Source organism: Streptomyces sp. NPDC001904 (assembly GCF_040297005.1).
Classification (GTDB): domain Bacteria; phylum Actinomycetota; class Actinomycetes; order Streptomycetales; family Streptomycetaceae; genus Streptomyces.
Genome location: NZ_JBEOYI010000005.1, coordinates 144,568 through 161,015, shown reverse-complemented (window position 1 = coordinate 161,015; position 16,448 = coordinate 144,568). Strand labels below are relative to the sequence as shown.

The window sequence follows — 16,448 nt, the reverse complement described above, 5'->3', positions numbered from 1 at the left end:
GGCAGCCGATTCATTCAAGCGACCGCGCGATTACACTCCGCCGCATGCTGCGCGTACTGGCCGTCGACGACGAGGAACCCGCCCTCGCCGAGCTCCTCTACCTCCTGCGCGCGGACCCCCGCGTGCACAGCGCCGAGGGCGCCACCGACGCCACCGAGGCGCTGCGCCGCATCGGCCGCGCCCTGGAGGAGGGCCCCGGCGGCGACGGCGCCGTCGACGTGCTCTTCCTCGACATCCAGATGGCGGGCCTGACGGGCCTCGACGTGGCGCGCCTCCTCGCCGGGTTCGCCCGTCCGCCGCTGGTCGTCTTCGTCACCGCCCACGAGGACTTCGCCGTCCAGGCCTTCGAGCTCAAGGCCGTCGACTACCTCCTCAAGCCGGTGCGCCGCGAACGCCTCGCCGAAGCCGTCCGCAGAGCCGCCGAGCGCATCACCCTCGCCCCGCCCCCGGCCACCGTCGCCGACCGGATACCCGTCGAACTCGGCGGCGTGACCCGCATGCTGGCGGTCGCCGACATCACCTACGCCGAGGCGCAGGGCGACTACGCCCGCCTGCACACCGCGGACGGCGGCAGCCACCTCGTCCGCATCCCGCTGACCACCCTGGAGGAACGCTGGCAGCCCCTGGGCTTCGTCCGCGTCCACCGCAGCCACCTCGTCGCCCTGCACCGCATCGACGAACTCCGCCTCGACGGCGCCGGGATGACCGTGCGCGTCGGCGCCGCGCAGATCGCCGTCAGCCGCCGCCACACCGGCCGGGTGCGGGAGCTGCTGATGCGCCGCTCCAGCGGCTGACCAGCCCCCTTCCTCAGACGCGCCACAGATGCCTACACTCCGCCCGTGTCCGAACCACGACGTCAGGTGGTGACCGGCGAGCCGCGCACCGCGCACGGCGCGACCGGTCCGCCCGGCCTGCGCACCCAGTGGGAGATCGACGAACAGACGACGCTCGGCGCCGCGTACGTCCGCTCCCTCATGCGCAGCCAACTGCGGTCGGGTATCGCCGCGTTCGTCGTCCTGGCCGCCCCCGTGGCGATCCTCCCGCTCTTCTTCGGCGCCCTGCGCAACGCGGCCGTCGAATGGCTCGTCCTCGGCTTCGGCTGCTACCCGTTCCTCGTCCTCCTCGCCTGGTGGTACGTGCGCCGGGCCGAACGCAACGAACGCGACTTCGCGGCCCTCGTCCACGGCCGCGACAGCAGCGAGCCCGGAGCACCGTGAACGAGGCGTACGCGATCCCCGCGGTGGCCGTCGTCGTCCTCGCCACCGTCCTCATCGGCGGCTTCGGCCTGCGCATCTCCCGCACCACGTCCGACTTCTACGTGGCCTCGCGCACCGTCGGACCCCGCCTCAACGCCGCCGCGATCAGCGGCGAATACCTGTCGGCGGCCTCCTTCCTCGGCGTCGCGGGCCTGGTCCTGGTGCACGGCCCGGACATGCTCTGGTACCCGGTCGGCTACACGGCGGGCTACCTGGTGCTGCTGGTCTTCGTCGCGGCCCCGCTGCGCCGCTCGGGCGCGTACACCCTCCCGGACTTCGCCGAAGGACGCCTGGAGTCCCGCCAGGTCCGCCGGGTGGTGAGCCTGTTCGTCGTCGGCGCCGGCTGGCTCTATCTCGTGCCCCAGCTCCAGGGGGCGGGACTGACGCTGCAGATCCTCACAGGGGCGCCCCGCTGGTTCGGTGCCGCGCTGGTGGCGACCGTCGTGGTCCTCGCGGTCGCCGCGGGCGGCATGCGCTCCATCACCTTCGTCCAGGCCTTCCAGTACTGGCTGAAGCTGACGGCGCTGCTGGTGCCCGCCTGCTTCCTGCTCCTCGCCTGGCGCGGCCAGGGCGGCCAGCCCGGGGCGCTGCCGCCCTCGGACCTGCCCGCGGCCGGCGCGGGCGCCGGCCGGCCCCTCGCCACCAGCCGCGCCGACCATCCGCTCTACGCCACGTACGGCCTGATCGTCGCGACCTTCCTCGGCACCATGGGCCTCCCGCACGTCGTGGTCCGCTTCTACACGAGCCCGCACGGACGCGCCGCCCGCCGCACGACCGTCGTGGTCCTCGCCCTCATCGGCGTCTTCTACCTCCTGCCGCCGCTCTACGGCTGGCTCGGCCGCCGCTACGTCCCCGAACTCACCGCGGCCCACGACGCGGACGCCACGGTGCTGCTGCTGCCGGGGCGCATGATCGACGGAGTCGCGGGGGACCTGCTGGGCGCGCTGGTGGCGGGCGGCGCGTTCGCCGCGTTCCTGTCCACCGCGTCGGGCCTGACCATGGCGGTGGCCGGCGTGGTCAGCCAGGACGTGCTGCCCAGCAGGGGAGTGCGGCACTTCCGGCTCGGCGTGGTCCTGGCCATGGCGGTGGCCCTGGGCGGCGCCCTCCTCGTCGACGGCGTCCCGGTGGCCGACGCCGTCGGCATGGCCTTCGCGGTCTCGGCGTCCTCCTTCTGCCCGCTCCTGGTCCTCGGCATCTGGTGGCGCCGCCTCACCCCGCCGGGCGCGCTCGCGGGCCTGTTCCTGGGCGGCGGCTCGGCCCTCCTGGCGGTCACGCTCACGGTCTTCGGCGCGGCCACCTCGGGCTGGCTGCACGCCCTCCTCGCCTGGCCCGCGGTCTGGTCGGTCCCGGTCGGCTTCCTGGCCATGATCCTGGTCTCCCTGGCCACCCCGTCCGCGATCCCCCCGCACACGACGGCCACCATGACCCGTCTCCACCTCCCGGAGTCCCTGGCGAGAGGCGAGGCCCAGTGACCGTCACCGGCACCGTCACGGCGACCCTCCTCGCCCTCTGCCCGGTCCTCCTGGGCGCGGGCTTCGTGCTTGGCCGCCGCACGGCCCATCCCACGGGCCGCAGCGACGTGGGCACCCCCGTGGAGCGCGCCACCTTCGAAACCCTCCACACGGCGTCGCTCGCCGCCCCGGCGCTCCGCGCGGGCCTCACCGAGGACACGGCCCGCAAGTCGGCCCGCCGGCTGCGCAGCCTCCTCGGCACCGAGGCGCTGGCCCTCACCAACCGCTCCACGGTCCTCGCCTGGGACGGCGCGTCCGAGCAGCCGCACGCCCAGCACGTCATGCCGCAGCTGGAACCGCTGCTCGCGGGCGGGCGCACCGTCGCGTTCGACTGCGGCTGCGACACGCTCGACTGCCCGCTGCGCTGGGCGGTCGCCGCCCCGGTGGTGGCCGACGGCCGCGTACGAGGCGCCGTCGTCGCCTACGCGCCCCGCGAATCCGCCGTGCTGGCCCGGGCCACCGACGAGGTGGCCCGCTGGGTGTCGGTCCAGCTCGAACTCGCCGAACTCGACCGCTCCCGCACCCGCCTGATCGAGGCGGAGATCAAGGCCCTGCGCGCGCAGATCTCGCCCCACTTCATCTTCAACTCGCTCGCCGCGATCGCGTCCTTCGTCCGCACCGACCCCGAGCGCGCCCGCGAACTCCTGCTGGAGTTCGCCGACTTCACCCGCTACTCGTTCCGCCGCCACGGCGAGTTCACCACCCTGGCCGACGAACTGCACTCCATCGACCAGTACCTGGCTCTCGTCCGGGCCCGCTTCGGCGACCGCCTCGCCGTCACCCTCCAGATCGCCCCGGAGGTCCTTCCGGTCACGCTCCCGTTCCTGTGCCTGCAACCCCTCGTGGAGAACGCGGTGAAGCACGGCCTGGAGGGCACCGTGACCCGCAGCCGCATCTCCATCGGCGCGAGGGACGCCGGCGCGGAGGCCGAGGTCGTCATCGAGGACGACGGCGTCGGCATGGACCCGGACCGGCTGCGGGCGATCCTGCGCGGCGAGGGCGACCGCTCGACGGGCATCGGCCTGTCGAACGTGGACGAACGCCTCCGCCAGGTGTTCGGCGACGCCTACGGCCTGGTGATCGAGACCGGCGTGGGCGCGGGGACGAAGATCACCGTCCGCATCCCGAAGTACCGGGCCGGCGTCCACGCACCCTGAGCGCGCCTCCTGCCCCTCGCGTCAGAACAGATGGATGGCCAGGTGCCCCAGTGGGAGCCCGAGCTGCCACGCGGGGGTCCACACCTGCGGCCCGTCCTCCTCCTCGGGCACCGGCACGGCGTCGAGGTCGGGCGCCAGCAGCTCGGTCTCCTCCAGCCATCTCCACGCCGCGGTGGCCAGCCGCAGATCGGGCGAGCGGTGCCCGGCGCCGCGTGCCCGCGCCTCCCGCTCCCGGAACCGCGCCCGCACCCAGGCCTGCCACGGCTGGTCGTACGCCGTCAGCGACGACCAGGTCTCCAGCTGCGACACCACCCGGATCCCGGACAGCTCGTCACCCGCGTCGGACAGGAAGATCGTCAGGGCCAGCGCGTCACGGCCCGCCCGGAACTCGAAGGACGTGGGCGGCATCAGATCGCCGGTCCGCAGCAGCTCGTCCGCGATGTACTCGGCATACAACCAGGCCATGGGAACAGTGAGTTCACCCTCGGCGGCACCCGACGAGCCGCCCTCGTTTCCGTGCAACATCCCTTCCTGCCTTCCTCCGGTCCGTGCGCTTCGCCGGCCCCCGGGTCCCACCCGTCCAACTCACCGGGGAGGACAGCGGATTACTCAACCGAGGAAACGGCACCCTGAGCAAGGCGCTTTACTGATGCTTGACTTACGGTCCGGTTTCAGCCCAGGTCAGGTGCGTAACCCGGAAGGACCCTCCGCAACGCCCGCAACGCGTAATACGCACGGGACTTGACGGTACCCGCGGGGATGCCGAGCACTCGTGCGGCCTCCGCCACGCTGGCGCCCCTGAAGTAGACCTCCATGAGCACCGCGCGGTGATCGGGGCTGAGCGTCGCCACCGCGTCCCGCACGTCGAGCGCGGCGGTGGACCGGTCGGCGTGGTCGGCACAGACCCGGGCGTTCTCCAGCACCGCGTCACCGACCTCCGCCGGGCGGGCGAGCCGGGCCCGCCGGGCGTCGATGGCGAGCCTGCGGCCGACCGTGAACAGCCAGGGCCGCACCGACCCGTACTTCGCGTCGAGCGCCTCGGGATGCTGCCAGGCCCGTACGTACGTCTCCTGGACCAGGTCCTCCGCGCGCTGCCGGTCCCCGTCGCACAGCCGCAGCAGGAACGAGAACAGCGGTTGGCCGTGCTCGCGCTGAACCCGGGCGAGGCCGTCCTCCGTGGTGGTGGGTGTGGTGAGCGCCGTCGTCATGCGCGTATGGCAGCGCATGCCCGCGCGCCCGCCCAGGCACCGCGCACGCGTCTGCGGCAGACGGTCGAAGCCGTCGACGAACGGTGCGGCGAACGGACGCGCCCGCGCTACTTCTCCGGTACGCCGTTGAGGGCCGAGCGCTTGTACGAGTACCCGAAGTAGATGATCAGCCCGATCAGGAACCACACGGCGAACCGCACCCAGGTCTGCCACTGGAGGAACGTGATCAGCCAGATGGAGAAGACCACCCCGAGAGCGGGCACCACGGGCATCCCCGGCGTCCGGAAGGTGCGCGGCAGCTCCGGTTGCCGGTAGCGCAGCACGATCACCGCGACGCACACCACGACGAAGGCCAGCAGGATGCCGATGTTGGTCAGCTCGGCCGCCTCGCCGATCGGCAGGAACCCGGCGATGGCGGCGGAGGCGAATCCGACGATCCAGGTCACGCGGGTCGGCACGTGCCGCGTGGGATGCGTCTTCGCGAACCACTTCGGCAGCAGCCCGTCCCGGGACATGGAGAACCACACCCGGGTCACGCCCAGCATGAACGTGAACATCACCGTGAGGATGCCGATGATCGCGCCCACCGCGATCACGTCCGCCAGGCCGCTCAGCCCGACCGCCTTGAACGCCGTCGAGAACCCGCTCTCCGGGTCGATGTCCTTGTAGTTCTGCATCCCCGTGAGCACCAGGCACGCGAGCACGTACAGCACCATCGAGATCGCCAGGGAGTACAGGATCGCCTTCGGCATGTGGCGCTGGGCGTCCTTGGACTCCTCCGCCGCCGTCGACATGGCGTCGTAGCCGAAGACCGCGAAGAACACGGTCGCCGCACCCGTGAACGCACCGCTGACGCCGAACGGGAAGAACGGCGTGTAGTTGCCGGTGTTGATGTGGAAGAAGCCCACCCCGATCACCAGCAGCACCACGAGCACCTTGAGGACGACGACGACCGTCTCGAAGCGGGCCGCGTTCTTGATGCCCAGGGTCAGCAGGTACGCGATCAGCAGACACAGGGCCGCCGCGAACAGGTCCACCTTGTGGCCGCTGCCGGTACCGGGCGCGCCCAGCATCCACTTCGGCAGGTCGAGACCCATCTCGCCGAGCAGGAAGCTGAAGTAGCCGGAGATCCCGATCGCCACGACCGCGACGATCGCCGTGTACTCCAGGAGGAGGTCCCAGCCGATGAACCAGCCCACGAGTTCACCGAGGACCGCGTACCCGTACGTGTAGGCGGAGCCCGCCTTCGGGATGAGCCCGGCGAACTCCGCGTAGGACAGCGCGGCCGCCGCGCTCGCCACGCCCGCGATCAGGAACGAGATCAGCACCGCGGGCCCGGCCGTGCCGTTGGCCACCGTGCCGGCCAGCGTGAAGATGCCGGCTCCGATGATCCCGCCGACACCGATCGCGGTGAGCTGCCACAGCCCCAGCGACCGGGTCAGACCGGGGCCGTCCCCACCGCCGCCGGCCGCCGAGTCGTCGATCTGGTCGATGGGCTTGCGGCGCAGCACGCCCTGTCCCATCCGCAGTCTCGGTGAAGCTGTCATGAGCGCACCTCTTCGCATCTGCGACGTCGGCTGATGGCCGATCATGATGCACCCAGGACGACAGCGGCGGAAGAAGGCGCGCGCTGCCGGACGCGCCCTACGGCACGACGGTGACCGGCCAGCGCCCCGCCTTCACCAGACGCACCGCGACGGATCCGACGATGCGGTGCCCGGCCTGCTCCGACGCGCCGACGACCACGGCGTCCGCCTTCAGCTCGTCCGCCGCGGTCACCAGACCGCTGAAGGGGTCGCCGCGGAAGGTGTGGAACTCCCAGCGGACGTCGTATATGTCCTTGACCCGCTCGGAGGCCGCCCTGATCTCCGCGACGAGGCTCTCCGCGATCTCGTCGGTCGTCTCCGCCACGGACACCCCGAGGGCGGCCCCGGCGGCCATCACGGGCTGTACGTACACCACGGCGAGCAGGGCGTGCTGCCGCCGGGCCAGGCCGCCGGCGTAGGCCGCGGCCCGGAACGACGAGTCGGAGCCGTCGACACCGACGACGATCACCTTCGGGCCGTCCGTGCCGCGCTCGAACTGATGGGGCTGCTGTTCGGTCACGGCCAGAGGCTAACGGAAAGCGCTGGTGGGGACGGCGGCGGGGCAGGGGCGCGGGGCCGGACGGGTGCTTTCGCAGGTCTCATCCGGTGGTGGTGTGCGCGGTGCCCCCGGCACCGTGCGACGGATGAGACATGACCAACCATCAGATCACGCCCGGACGCCGGACGTTGCTGCGCGGATTCACCGCCGTCGGACTGGCCGCCCTCACCGGCTGCGCCGCCGCCGACCCGGCCGGCCCGCCGCCGGGGGCGAGCCCGAGCCCGGCGCCCGCCGCCGGCGGCCCGCCCGCTGCCCGCGCCCTGAAGCCGTCCGCGTACCGGCTCAGACCGCTCACCGGATACGGTCCGCAGCGCACCGCCCGCACTCCGCTGAAGGCCCGTCACCAGCCCATCCTCAGCTGGGACTTCGGCCGCGGCGAGCGGGCCATGGTGCTCACCTTCGACGACGGGCCCGACCCCCGCTACACCCCCGACATCCTGCGCACCCTGCGCAAGCACGACGTCCGGGCGATGTTCTTCGTGTGCGGCGAGATGGCCGTGGACAACAAGGACCTGCTGCGCGAGATGGCCGACGACGGGCACGTCATCGGCAACCACACCTGGACACATCCGCTGCTGACCCGGATGACCCGCTCGGGGATGCGCCCCGAGATCGAGCGGACCTGCGAGGTCGTCGAGGACGCCGTCGGCGAGCCGCCCGCCTGGTTCCGCGCCCCCTACGGCGCCTGGAACCGGGCCGCCTTCCGGCTCGGCGCCGAACTCGGCATGGAGCCCCTCGCCTGGACCGTCGACACCCTGGACTGGAACACGCCCGGCACCGGCACCATCGTCTCCCGGGTGCTGGCCGGCGCGGCCCCCGGCGTCGTCGTCCTCAACCACGACGCCGGCGGCAACCGGTCGCAGAGCGTCGCCGCGCTGCGCGAGTACCTGCCCGCACTGCTCGACGACGGCTACCGCCTCACCGTGCCGCCGCGCCGCCCCGTCTGACCCGGACCGCGGCCGGGCGCCCGCCGGGGCCGTGCGCTCAGCGCACGGACACCAGGCGGGCGAAGACCACGACGTTCCCGTCGTAGCCGTGCTGCTTGGAGAAGCCGCCGCCGCAGGTGATGACCCGCAGCTCCGGGGCGCCGGTCGAGCCGTACACCTTCTTCCCGGGGAAGGCGGACTTCTCGAAGACCTCGATTCCGTAGATCTTGAACACGGCCGTCTTCCCGTCCTTCCGCTTCACCTCGACGTGGTTTCCCTTCTTCAGGGAGCCGAGACCGTAGAAGACCGCCGGGCCCTGCATGTTGTCGACGTGCCCGACGACGACGGCCGTGCCCTTCTCCCCGGGGGACACCGCGCCCGAGAACCAGCCCGCCAGATTCGGGTCCTGCGGCGGCGGCGCGTCCACCCAGCCCTCGGCGTCGAGACCGACCGGCATCACCGGCGCGTCCACCTGGATCGCCGGGATGCGCACCCGGTCGACCGCGGAGAACGGCAGCGGATCGGGCGCCTTCGAGGTGGCCCAGACCGGCGTACGGCTGTCCGCGGCGGCGGCCGAGGCGGGCTGTGGCGGACCGATGTCGAATTCCCCCGAACCATTGCGGATCAGGGCGAGACCGGTGAGCAGGACCAGCGCCATCACGCCCCATGGGGCGCGCTTTCTCGGCTGCTCCTCCTCTTCAAGGATTGCGTCGGACATTCGCTCATCCCCTCTGGAATCGGCGGCGAGACCGAATCCGTTGCGCGTATCAGCACGCTAAGTCGGCGGCGCCTGCCCAGCGACGGGGCAAGGGCGAACGGGTGGCCCCGACATCGCAGCTCAGAGGCCCGGTGAGCCATCCGAGTCGCCGCTTCCAGGAAATTTCTGACGGTCCGTGACCTGCGGTGATAACCGTCTTTACGGAATTCTCACGGTGTGTCGCCTCACCAGGACGGCCGATTCCCGAAATGCGGCTCTGCGCACGGCATCTGAGGGTTCGTCTGGGAGGCGTTCTCGCCGAAAGTCCCGGGGACCGTTCCCCGGGGACGTCTTCCGCGGAGGATTTCCATGCGTACCACCCGTGCCCTGGCGGTGTCCGCCGCCGCGGTCCTCGCCGTCGGACTCGCCGCCCCCGCCGCGTCGGCCTGGGAGGACCCGACCAACCTCTCCGTCTCGCCCAGCGTCGTCCCGCGCGGTGGCGAAGTGACCGTGTCGGTCGACGGGACCAAGTGCCAGACGAACAGCACGGCGTCGTCGGACGCCTTCGGCACGATCAGCCTCAGCCAGGTCCCGGGCGGCAGCATGGCCAGCGGGACGGCGACCATCAAGCACGACGCCACGGTCGGTGCGCACGACGTGAGCGTCAGCTGCCAGGGCGCCCCGCTGATGAGACCCGCGGCCTTCACCGTCATCCACGGCGGTGTCCGCGGTGGCCTCGGCGGCTCGACCCAGACCGGCGCCACCCCGACCGACATGGCGATCGGCGGGGCCCTCGTCGCCTCGGCGCTGATCGGCGGCGGCGTGTTCTGGATGCGCCGACGCGCGGAGGGCAAGGCGTAGGGCCGCGGGACACCCCCGGGACGGCGGGCCCCGACCCCCCTTCGCGGGGCCCGTGCACGTGAGAGGGCCGGTACGCCGAGGACCGAGCGGTCTTCGGGGCACCGGCCCTCTCGAGGTCCGTCAGGCGTCGCCCTCGCCGGTGCGCCGACGCGAGAAGTAGTACGCGCCGCCCATCGCGCCCACGATCAGTGCCGCGCCGAGACCGATCTCGTGCAGATCGAACCCGGCGAAGCTGCCGCCGACTCCCGCCTTCACCCCGTGCGGCACGGGCAGTGGCTGCGGATTGTTCTGTCTGCCCGACGCGATGGTCAGGTCCACGCTGCGGCTCGGACCGCCCTTGCACTCGAACTTCACGGTGTACAGGGCGGCCTGCTTGGCGTCCCAGTCGACGGTCGCGGTCTTCTGCCCGCTGCCGCTGTCGATCGTGACCGTGTCGAAGATCCCGGCCGACACGGTGGTGATGTCGCTGCACCCGCTCGCGTAGAGCGTGACCTGACCGCCCGCGGCGATGGTCGTGGGCGCGACGCTGACCTGGAACGAGTCGTTGTCGCCCGCCATCGCCGCGGGGGCGGCGAGCAGGACGGCGGTGAGGCCGAGCGCGGCTGCGGAAGCGGTGCGTATCGCGGTCATGATGGAGTTCCTCCGGGTCCACGAGGAGCAGCTGCGGACCGGTTCCGCTCGCTTGGGACAAGCACCTCGATGCCCGAAACGCTAGGGACACCCCCTTATGGGCGCGATCGGTGTCGTACGAACGGGGCATCCGTGTGGGCCGGACAGGGGACACGGCGGCCCGTCGGCGTCACCCTGCGCCGGGGAACAGCATCAGGAACGGCGCGGCCGTCGCCGCCACCCCGCGGCTGTAGGGCGCGTCGAAGTCCCAGATGAGGAAGAGCAGGAACGCGATCAGCGCGGAGAACAGGCCGGCGAGGATCAGCTCGCGGGGCGTGCGGCGGATCTGCAGCGCGAAGATCATGCCGATGGTGACCAGGGCGCCGATGACGAGCCCGAACCAGACCACGCCCGGCATGGTGGCGCCGGTGGAGTCGGCGCGGGCGTTGCGGGCGTCGTCGGCGGCGGTCACCTGGTCGAGCAGCGGCTGGTAGGCCTGGGCCTCGAAGTCGTTCTTCGGCACGTAGTCGGTGACGTCGTACCGGACCTTGTCGAGCAGCTGGGAGCCCCGGTCGGTCAGCTCGCCCTTGGTGCGCATGGTGTGCCACTCGGTGGTCACGACATGGCTGACATATGCGTCGACGTCCGCGCGGATCCGGTCCCGGACGCCGGCCGGGTAGACCCGGACGCGTTCGTGGATCTCGTGCAGTGCCTGCGCCTCGTTGCGGACGTGGTCCTGGGCGGCGCTGCGGGCCTCCCAGACGCCCGCGATGGCCAGACCCAGGACGATCGCGTAGACCACGCCGATCATCATCGTCATGTACTCGATCACGTCCGGGGTCTCGGACGGATCGTCGTCGTCGCCGATTCTGCGCTGTTGCAGGACCTGGACGGCGAGCACGATGGCGCACACGGCGACCATCGCGAGGGCGAGAACAAGCCATTCCGACATCGTTTACCTCACGAAAGAAGTCAGCGGGGGCGCAGGGCCGCGACCGCGAGCACCGCGGGTGCGGTGATGAGCAGGGTGAGCGTGACCAGGGACGGACCGCTCTGGGGCGGAGCGCGGTGGACCGCGGGGCGGTAGGCCGGGTACTTCACGGGCGTCGGAGTCGGGGTCGGGGTCGGCTTCGGGGTGGGGCTCTCGGTGGGCGTCGGGGTGGGGGTGGGGGTGGGGGTGGGCGTCGGTGTCGGTGTGGGGGTCGGCTTCGGTGGCGGAGGCGGCGCCGGGGTCGCGCGCGGCGGTTCCGGTGTCGGTTCGGGCGCCGGCGGTGGCGGCGACGGGGGAGGGGGAGGGGGTGGTGGCGGCTTGGGTGTGGGTTTGGGTGTGGGCTTGGGCGGCGGTTTGGGCGTGGGCTTGGGCGTGGGCTTCTTCGGCGGGGGCGTACTGGGGCCCGCGCTGCAGAAGCCGCCGTCGCCGGAGACCGCCACGGCGCCGCCCTGCGCGCCGCCGTCGACGGACGCGTAGGCGCAGCTGTCGGACGGGGCGAGGGCCGATGCCGCCGCGGCGGGCACGCCGCACAGCCAGGCGGTGAGCAGCGCCGCGAGGGCGCGTGGGACCAGGCCGGAGGAACGGCGTCCGGCCCGCTGGGTTCGATGCACGACCGAGAGCATGAGCACCGGCGCGCTCCGGCACGCCGTGATCGGCGCGGATTGCCCCGAAGGAGGGGTGTGGGAGCACTTCTGGTTTGCGCGCCCCACGAGGGGGTCCGGGAGAAATCTTGTCGCGCGTTGAACGCGCGGGGCACCGCCGCCCGTAACTAGGGCCATGTGCGAACCCGACCGGGATCGCACAACACCCAAGCAATCAGCGGGAGTTGATGATGAAGACCTCCTGGCGGAGCGCCTCGCTCGTAGCGACAGGTGCGGCCTTGCTGGCGCTGACGACGGCGTGCGGTCAGGACAAGGGCGCCCAGAGCACGACCGGGCAGAACGTGGGCAACGCGTCCCGGGCGCAGGGCGGTTACGGATCCGGCGGCTCCGACGCGTACGGCTCCTCGGGCGACGGCTCCGCGAGCCCGGCGGCCAAGGCCGAGCCGGCCGGTCAACTCGCCGCGTGGGACAGCAAGAAGCTCGGCAAGGTCCTCACCGACAGCGCCGGGATGACGCTCTACCGCTTCGACAAGGACACCGCGAAGCCGCCCAAGTCGAACTGTGACGAGGCCTGCCTGAAGACCTGGCCCGCGGTGCCCGCGAGCGGCGCCAAGGCCGCCACCGGGGTCGACTCCTCGCTGATCGGCTCGGTGACCGCGGCGGACGGCACGAAGCAGCTCACCGTCGCCGGCTGGCCGGTCTACCGGTACGCGATGGACACCGCTCCCGGCGACGCCAAGGGGCAGGGCGTGGGCGGCGTCTGGTTCGCGGCCGCCCCCGACGGCAAGAAGGCGAGCCCGGCCGCCGCCGCCCCGGCGGACCTGAAGGGCCTGTCCACCCGCAACGATCCGAAGCTGGGCGAGATCGTCGTCGACAAGAACGGCATGACCGTCTACCGCTTCCTCAAGGACTCCGCGTGGCCCATCAAGTCCAACTGCGTGGGCGCGTGCGCCACGAAGTGGCCCGCCGTCGAACCGGTCGGCAAGAACGACACCAAGAACATTCCCCTGAAGGGATTCATGTCCTTCACCAGGCCCGACGGCAGCAAGCAGCAGACGCTGAACTGCTGGCCTGTCTACACGTTCTCGGGTGACAAGAAGCCGGGGGACACCAATGGCCAGGGCGTCGGCGGCACCTGGTACGCGGCCTCTCCGGAGGGAAAGCCGGTGGGCGCGCCGAAGTGATCCACGGGTGACGCGCCGGGCGGTGAGCCCGGTAACAACCCAGGAGGGGCCGGTGCGTCCGGCGCGCGGCTCACAGTAGAGTCGTCAAGGATTTGGCGAATCGCCGGTCCGTTCCCACGCGGCCAAGTGATGGTCATGCGGGGGGAACGGACCGGTTCTTTTCGGTTGGGAAAGAGATGGTTTCGGGGTGGTTTCGGATCGCCGCCAAATGGTCTGTGCCGCAGGTAGTGACCGAGAACGGATGGTCAATTTCCGTTTTGGCTCGCTCCTTTGTCGGTTGATCAGTAGCCTCGCCTCGAACACCGGATCGCCTACGCCTTGGAGAGATTGATGGAGCGTCCTGCCTGGGCCCCGCAGGGCATTGACATCACGGTGCCCAGTGTGTCCCGGATCTACGACTACTACCTGGGCGGTTCGCACAACTTCGAGGTCGACCGGGAAGCCGCCCGCAAGGCCATGGAGTTCCTGCCGGGCCTGCCCAAGATCATGCAGGCGAACCGGGCGTTCATGCGGCGGGCGGTGCGCTACGCCGCGGACCAGGGCGTGAGCCAGTTCCTCGACATCGGCTCGGGCATCCCCACCTTCGGCAATGTGCACGAGGTGGCCCAGCGGGCCCGGCCGGGCGCCCGCGTCGTCTACGTCGACCACGACCCCGTCGCCGTCGCGCACAGCAGGGCCGTCCTGGAGAGCAACCCCGACACCGCCGTGCTCGCGGCCGATCTGCGCGGCCCGCGGGAGATCCTGCACAGCGCCGAGGTCGGTGACCTCCTCGACCTGGAGCGTCCGGTGGCACTGCTCCTGGTCGCCGTACTGCACTTCATCGAGGACGCCGACGACCCGTACGGCGCGGTGGCCGAACTCAGCGAGGCGCTCGCACCCGGCAGCCTGTTGATCGTGACGCATGCCTCCTATGAGGGAATGCCCATACCGACGGAAGAGGCCGGCGGCGCGGTCGACGTCTACCGGAACGATGTCCGCAATCCACTGATCATGCGGAACCGTGAGGAGATCGCACGGTTCTTCAAGGGGTACGAGGTGGTCGACCCCGGCATCGTCCCGATACCGGAATGGCGGCCGGAGAACGCGCCGCAGGACATCGAGGACGCGGATCCGTACACATTCGCGGGCTATGTGGGAGTGGGGCGCAAGGCGTGAGCGAAGAGCCGGGCGGACCGGAAGACAGACTGCGCAGGTTCGCCACGATCTGGAGCCGGGCCATCTTCCCGGTGACGGCGACGTCCCTGACCAGGCCGGAGTTCGAGGAGGAACTCGTCCCGCTGGCCCGCGAGCTGCGGGCGGCGCTGGCCGCGCGCACGCTGAACGCGGCCCAGGGGCAGGCCGTGGGGGCCGCGCTCGTGGACGCGCACTGCACCGACCCCGAGGCGCTCAGCCGCACCCTCGGCGTGGTCGACTCCTATCTCGTCCTGTACTGCGGCGAAGAGGCGGACACACCTGAGCGCGAGGACGATCTGCGGGCCCGCTGCGCCCGCATCCAGCACGCCGTCGCCGCCGGTTTCGCCGCCGCGCTGCGCGAGCGCACCCTCGCGGAGCAGGAGGCCATCTCGCGGGCCGCGCTGAACGCGCGCAGCGCCGTCGCCGAAGCCCTGCACGCGAGCGAGGCCCGGTTCCGCGCGGTGTTCCACGGCGCCGCGATCGGCATCGCCATCGCCGCGCTCGACGGCACGGTCCTCGAGGTGAACGACGCGCTGGTGCGCATGTTCGGCGGCAGCGAGGGCACGCTGCGCGGCCGCAACCTCCGCGACTGGACCCACCCCGACGACGCCCCGCAGGTCTGGCACCTCTACCAGGAGCTGGTGCGCGGAGACCGTGAGCACTACCGGGTGGAGAAGGCGTTCTACCGCCCCGACGGCACGGCACTGTGGACCAACCTGACCATGTCGCTGCTGCGCGACAAGGACGGCGAACCGCAGTACCAGCTGGCGCTGATGGAGGACACGACGGAGCGCCGCCTGCTGAACCTGCGGCTGCGCTACGAGGCCACGCACGACGCGCTGACCGGACTGCCCAACCGCACCCTGTTCTTCGAGCGCCTGGAGAAGGTGCTCGGCGCGGGCGAGGGCCGGCGGTTCGGCCTGTGCTACCTCGACCTCGACGGCTTCAAGACCATCAACGACAGTCTCGGCCACGCGGTCGGCGACCGGCTCCTCGTCGAGGTCGCCGACCGGCTCCAGGCCTGTGCCACCAAGCGCGGCGAGATGGTGGCCCGGCTCGGCGGCGACGAGTTCGTGGCGCTGACCACGGGCCCCGACACGCAGACCGAGGTCGACGAACTCGCCGGCCGCATCATGAACGCGCTGGCCACCCCGATCCGCATCGACGGCCGCGAGCTGACGGTGCGCGGCTCGATCGGCATCGTCGAGGGCCCGGCCGCCGACCGCAGCCCCGCCGAGGTGCTGCGCAGCGCCGACATCACGATGTACCGGGCCAAGTCGGCCGGCGGCAACCGCTACGAGCTGGCCGACCCCGAGGCCGACGCCCGCGCCATCACCCGGCACGGTCTGACGACGGCGCTCCCCGCCGCCCTGGACCGCGGTGAGTTCTTCATCGAGTACCAGCCGCTGGTCCACCTCGGCGACGGCAGCGTCCGCGGCGCCGAGGCACTGGTCCGCTGGCTGCACCCGCAGCACGGCGTCCTCGGCCCCGACCGCTTCATCCCGCTCGCCGAGCACACCGGGCTCATCGTGCCGCTCGGCCGCTGGGTCCTGGAGGAATCGGTCCGCCAGGCCTGCGTCTGGCAGGACCGGCACGAGGACGCGGGCCCGCTGCGCATCAACGTCAACCTCTCGCCGAAGCAGCTCACGCACCCCGGGCTCGTCTCCGACACGGTCGACATCCTGGAACGCTCCGGCCTCGAACCCGGCGCGCTCTGTCTCGAAGTCACCGAATCGGCGCTGATCGGCGCCGACGACGACCTGCTCAAGCCGCTCCGGCGCCTTTCGGAGATGGGCGTCGACATAGCGCTGGACGACTTCGGCACCGGCTACTCGAACCTCGCGAACCTGCGCCGTCTCCCGGTCAACGTGCTCAAGCTGGACCGTTCCTTCACCCAGGGGATGCAGCAGTTCCCCGCCGACCCGGTCGACCTGAAGATAGTCGAGGGCATCGTCTCGCTCGCCCACAGCCTGGATCTCGCGGTCACGGTCGAGGGCGTGGAGACCGGCGCCCAGGCCGAGCAGCTCAGGGAACTCGGCTGCGACACGGCCCAGGGCTGGTACTACGCCCGTCCGGGCCCGCCGGACCGCCTGCACGAGCTGGCGCTCGCCGACGCCACGGGGTGATC

17 protein-coding genes are annotated in these 16,448 nt (G+C 71.6%); 9 read left to right on the top strand and 8 right to left on the bottom strand.

What is annotated here, in order from left to right; translation table 11 throughout:
* Nucleotides 1-44 precede the first annotated feature (44 nt).
* The 4 genes from ABT127_RS10100 (at nt 45) to ABT127_RS10085 (ending at nt 3,924) form a co-directional block, all read left to right on the top strand.
* Nucleotides 45-794: a LytR/AlgR family response regulator transcription factor gene (locus ABT127_RS10100; protein WP_351446548.1), complete on the top strand. Its 750-nt coding sequence runs from the start codon at nt 45-47 to the stop codon at nt 792-794.
* Between the two features lie 69 nt (nt 795-863).
* Complete coding sequence (locus tag ABT127_RS10095; RefSeq protein WP_351447222.1) at nt 864-1,217, top strand: hypothetical protein; 354 nt, start codon at nt 864-866, stop codon at nt 1,215-1,217.
* The gene (locus ABT127_RS10090; protein WP_351446546.1) at nt 1,214-2,728 is read left to right on the top strand and encodes a sodium/solute symporter; all 1,515 of its coding nucleotides are present in this window, start codon (nt 1,214-1,216) and stop codon (nt 2,726-2,728) included. Before ABT127_RS10095 ends, ABT127_RS10090 begins: the two co-directional genes overlap by 4 nt.
* On the top strand, nt 2,725-3,924 hold the full coding sequence (locus tag ABT127_RS10085) for a sensor histidine kinase (protein WP_351446544.1): 1,200 nt from the start codon (nt 2,725-2,727) through the stop codon (nt 3,922-3,924). Before ABT127_RS10090 ends, ABT127_RS10085 begins: the two co-directional genes overlap by 4 nt.
* 21 nt (nt 3,925-3,945) lie before the next feature.
* Here the strand turns inward: ABT127_RS10085 and ABT127_RS10080 are convergent, their stop codons facing one another.
* The 4 genes from ABT127_RS10080 to ABT127_RS10065 all read right to left on the bottom strand — a co-directional run bounded on the left by ABT127_RS10080 (nt 3,946) and on the right by ABT127_RS10065 (nt 7,238).
* A complete protein-coding gene (locus tag ABT127_RS10080; protein WP_351446542.1) occupies nt 3,946-4,449 on the bottom strand; it encodes a hypothetical protein in 504 nt (167 codons plus the stop codon).
* A 146-nt stretch (nt 4,450-4,595) separates the two neighbouring features.
* Complete coding sequence (locus ABT127_RS10075; protein ID WP_351446540.1) at nt 4,596-5,132, bottom strand: sigma-70 family RNA polymerase sigma factor; 537 nt, start codon at nt 5,130-5,132, stop codon at nt 4,596-4,598.
* Between the two features lie 107 nt (nt 5,133-5,239).
* Nucleotides 5,240-6,679 (bottom strand): amino acid permease, encoded by a 1,440-nt coding sequence (locus tag ABT127_RS10070; protein ID WP_351446538.1) that lies wholly within the window; start codon nt 6,677-6,679, stop codon nt 5,240-5,242.
* A gap of 97 nt (nt 6,680-6,776) precedes the next feature.
* Nucleotides 6,777-7,238, bottom strand: a complete 462-nt coding sequence (locus tag ABT127_RS10065) for a universal stress protein (RefSeq protein WP_351446536.1) — start codon at nt 7,236-7,238, stop codon at nt 6,777-6,779.
* 131 nt (nt 7,239-7,369) lie between these two features.
* On the opposite strand from ABT127_RS10065, the gene ABT127_RS10060 reads away from it, so the two are divergent.
* Nucleotides 7,370-8,224: a polysaccharide deacetylase family protein gene (locus ABT127_RS10060; protein WP_351446534.1), complete on the top strand. Its 855-nt coding sequence runs from the start codon at nt 7,370-7,372 to the stop codon at nt 8,222-8,224.
* A gap of 37 nt (nt 8,225-8,261) precedes the next feature.
* On the opposite strand, the gene ABT127_RS10055 is transcribed toward ABT127_RS10060, so the two are convergent.
* Nucleotides 8,262-8,921 carry a class F sortase gene (locus ABT127_RS10055; protein WP_351446532.1) on the bottom strand — a complete coding sequence of 220 codons (660 nt, stop codon included), beginning with the start codon at nt 8,919-8,921 and terminating at the stop codon, nt 8,262-8,264.
* 348 nt (nt 8,922-9,269) lie between these two features.
* Here ABT127_RS10055 and ABT127_RS10050 point away from each other — a divergent pair, with 348 nt between their 5' ends.
* Complete coding sequence (locus ABT127_RS10050; RefSeq protein WP_351446530.1) at nt 9,270-9,761, top strand: hypothetical protein; 492 nt, start codon at nt 9,270-9,272, stop codon at nt 9,759-9,761.
* 120 nt (nt 9,762-9,881) lie between these two features.
* Here the strand turns inward: ABT127_RS10050 and ABT127_RS10045 are convergent, their stop codons facing one another.
* The 3 genes from ABT127_RS10045 to ABT127_RS10035 all read right to left on the bottom strand — a co-directional run bounded on the left by ABT127_RS10045 (nt 9,882) and on the right by ABT127_RS10035 (nt 11,972).
* On the bottom strand, nt 9,882-10,391 hold the full coding sequence (locus tag ABT127_RS10045; RefSeq protein ID WP_351446528.1) for a hypothetical protein: 510 nt from the start codon (nt 10,389-10,391) through the stop codon (nt 9,882-9,884).
* Between the two features lie 169 nt (nt 10,392-10,560).
* On the bottom strand, nt 10,561-11,322 hold the full coding sequence (locus ABT127_RS10040) for a bestrophin-like domain (RefSeq protein WP_351446526.1): 762 nt from the start codon (nt 11,320-11,322) through the stop codon (nt 10,561-10,563).
* Between the two features lie 20 nt (nt 11,323-11,342).
* On the bottom strand, nt 11,343-11,972 hold the full coding sequence (locus ABT127_RS10035; RefSeq protein ID WP_351446524.1) for a hypothetical protein: 630 nt from the start codon (nt 11,970-11,972) through the stop codon (nt 11,343-11,345).
* 221 nt (nt 11,973-12,193) lie between these two features.
* Here ABT127_RS10035 and ABT127_RS10030 point away from each other — a divergent pair, with 221 nt between their 5' ends.
* The 3 genes from ABT127_RS10030 (at nt 12,194) to ABT127_RS10020 (ending at nt 16,446) form a co-directional block, all read left to right on the top strand.
* Nucleotides 12,194-13,147, top strand: coding sequence for an SCO0930 family lipoprotein (locus ABT127_RS10030; RefSeq protein WP_351447219.1), 954 nt, complete (start codon nt 12,194-12,196; stop codon nt 13,145-13,147).
* Nucleotides 13,148-13,477: 330 nt separating this feature from the next.
* Complete coding sequence (locus tag ABT127_RS10025) at nt 13,478-14,302, top strand: SAM-dependent methyltransferase (RefSeq protein ID WP_351446522.1); 825 nt, start codon at nt 13,478-13,480, stop codon at nt 14,300-14,302.
* On the top strand, nt 14,299-16,446 hold the full coding sequence (locus ABT127_RS10020; RefSeq protein ID WP_351446520.1) for a putative bifunctional diguanylate cyclase/phosphodiesterase: 2,148 nt from the start codon (nt 14,299-14,301) through the stop codon (nt 16,444-16,446). The genes ABT127_RS10025 and ABT127_RS10020 overlap by 4 nt, the downstream gene beginning before the upstream one ends.
* The last annotated feature ends 2 nt before the right edge of the window (nt 16,447-16,448 follow it).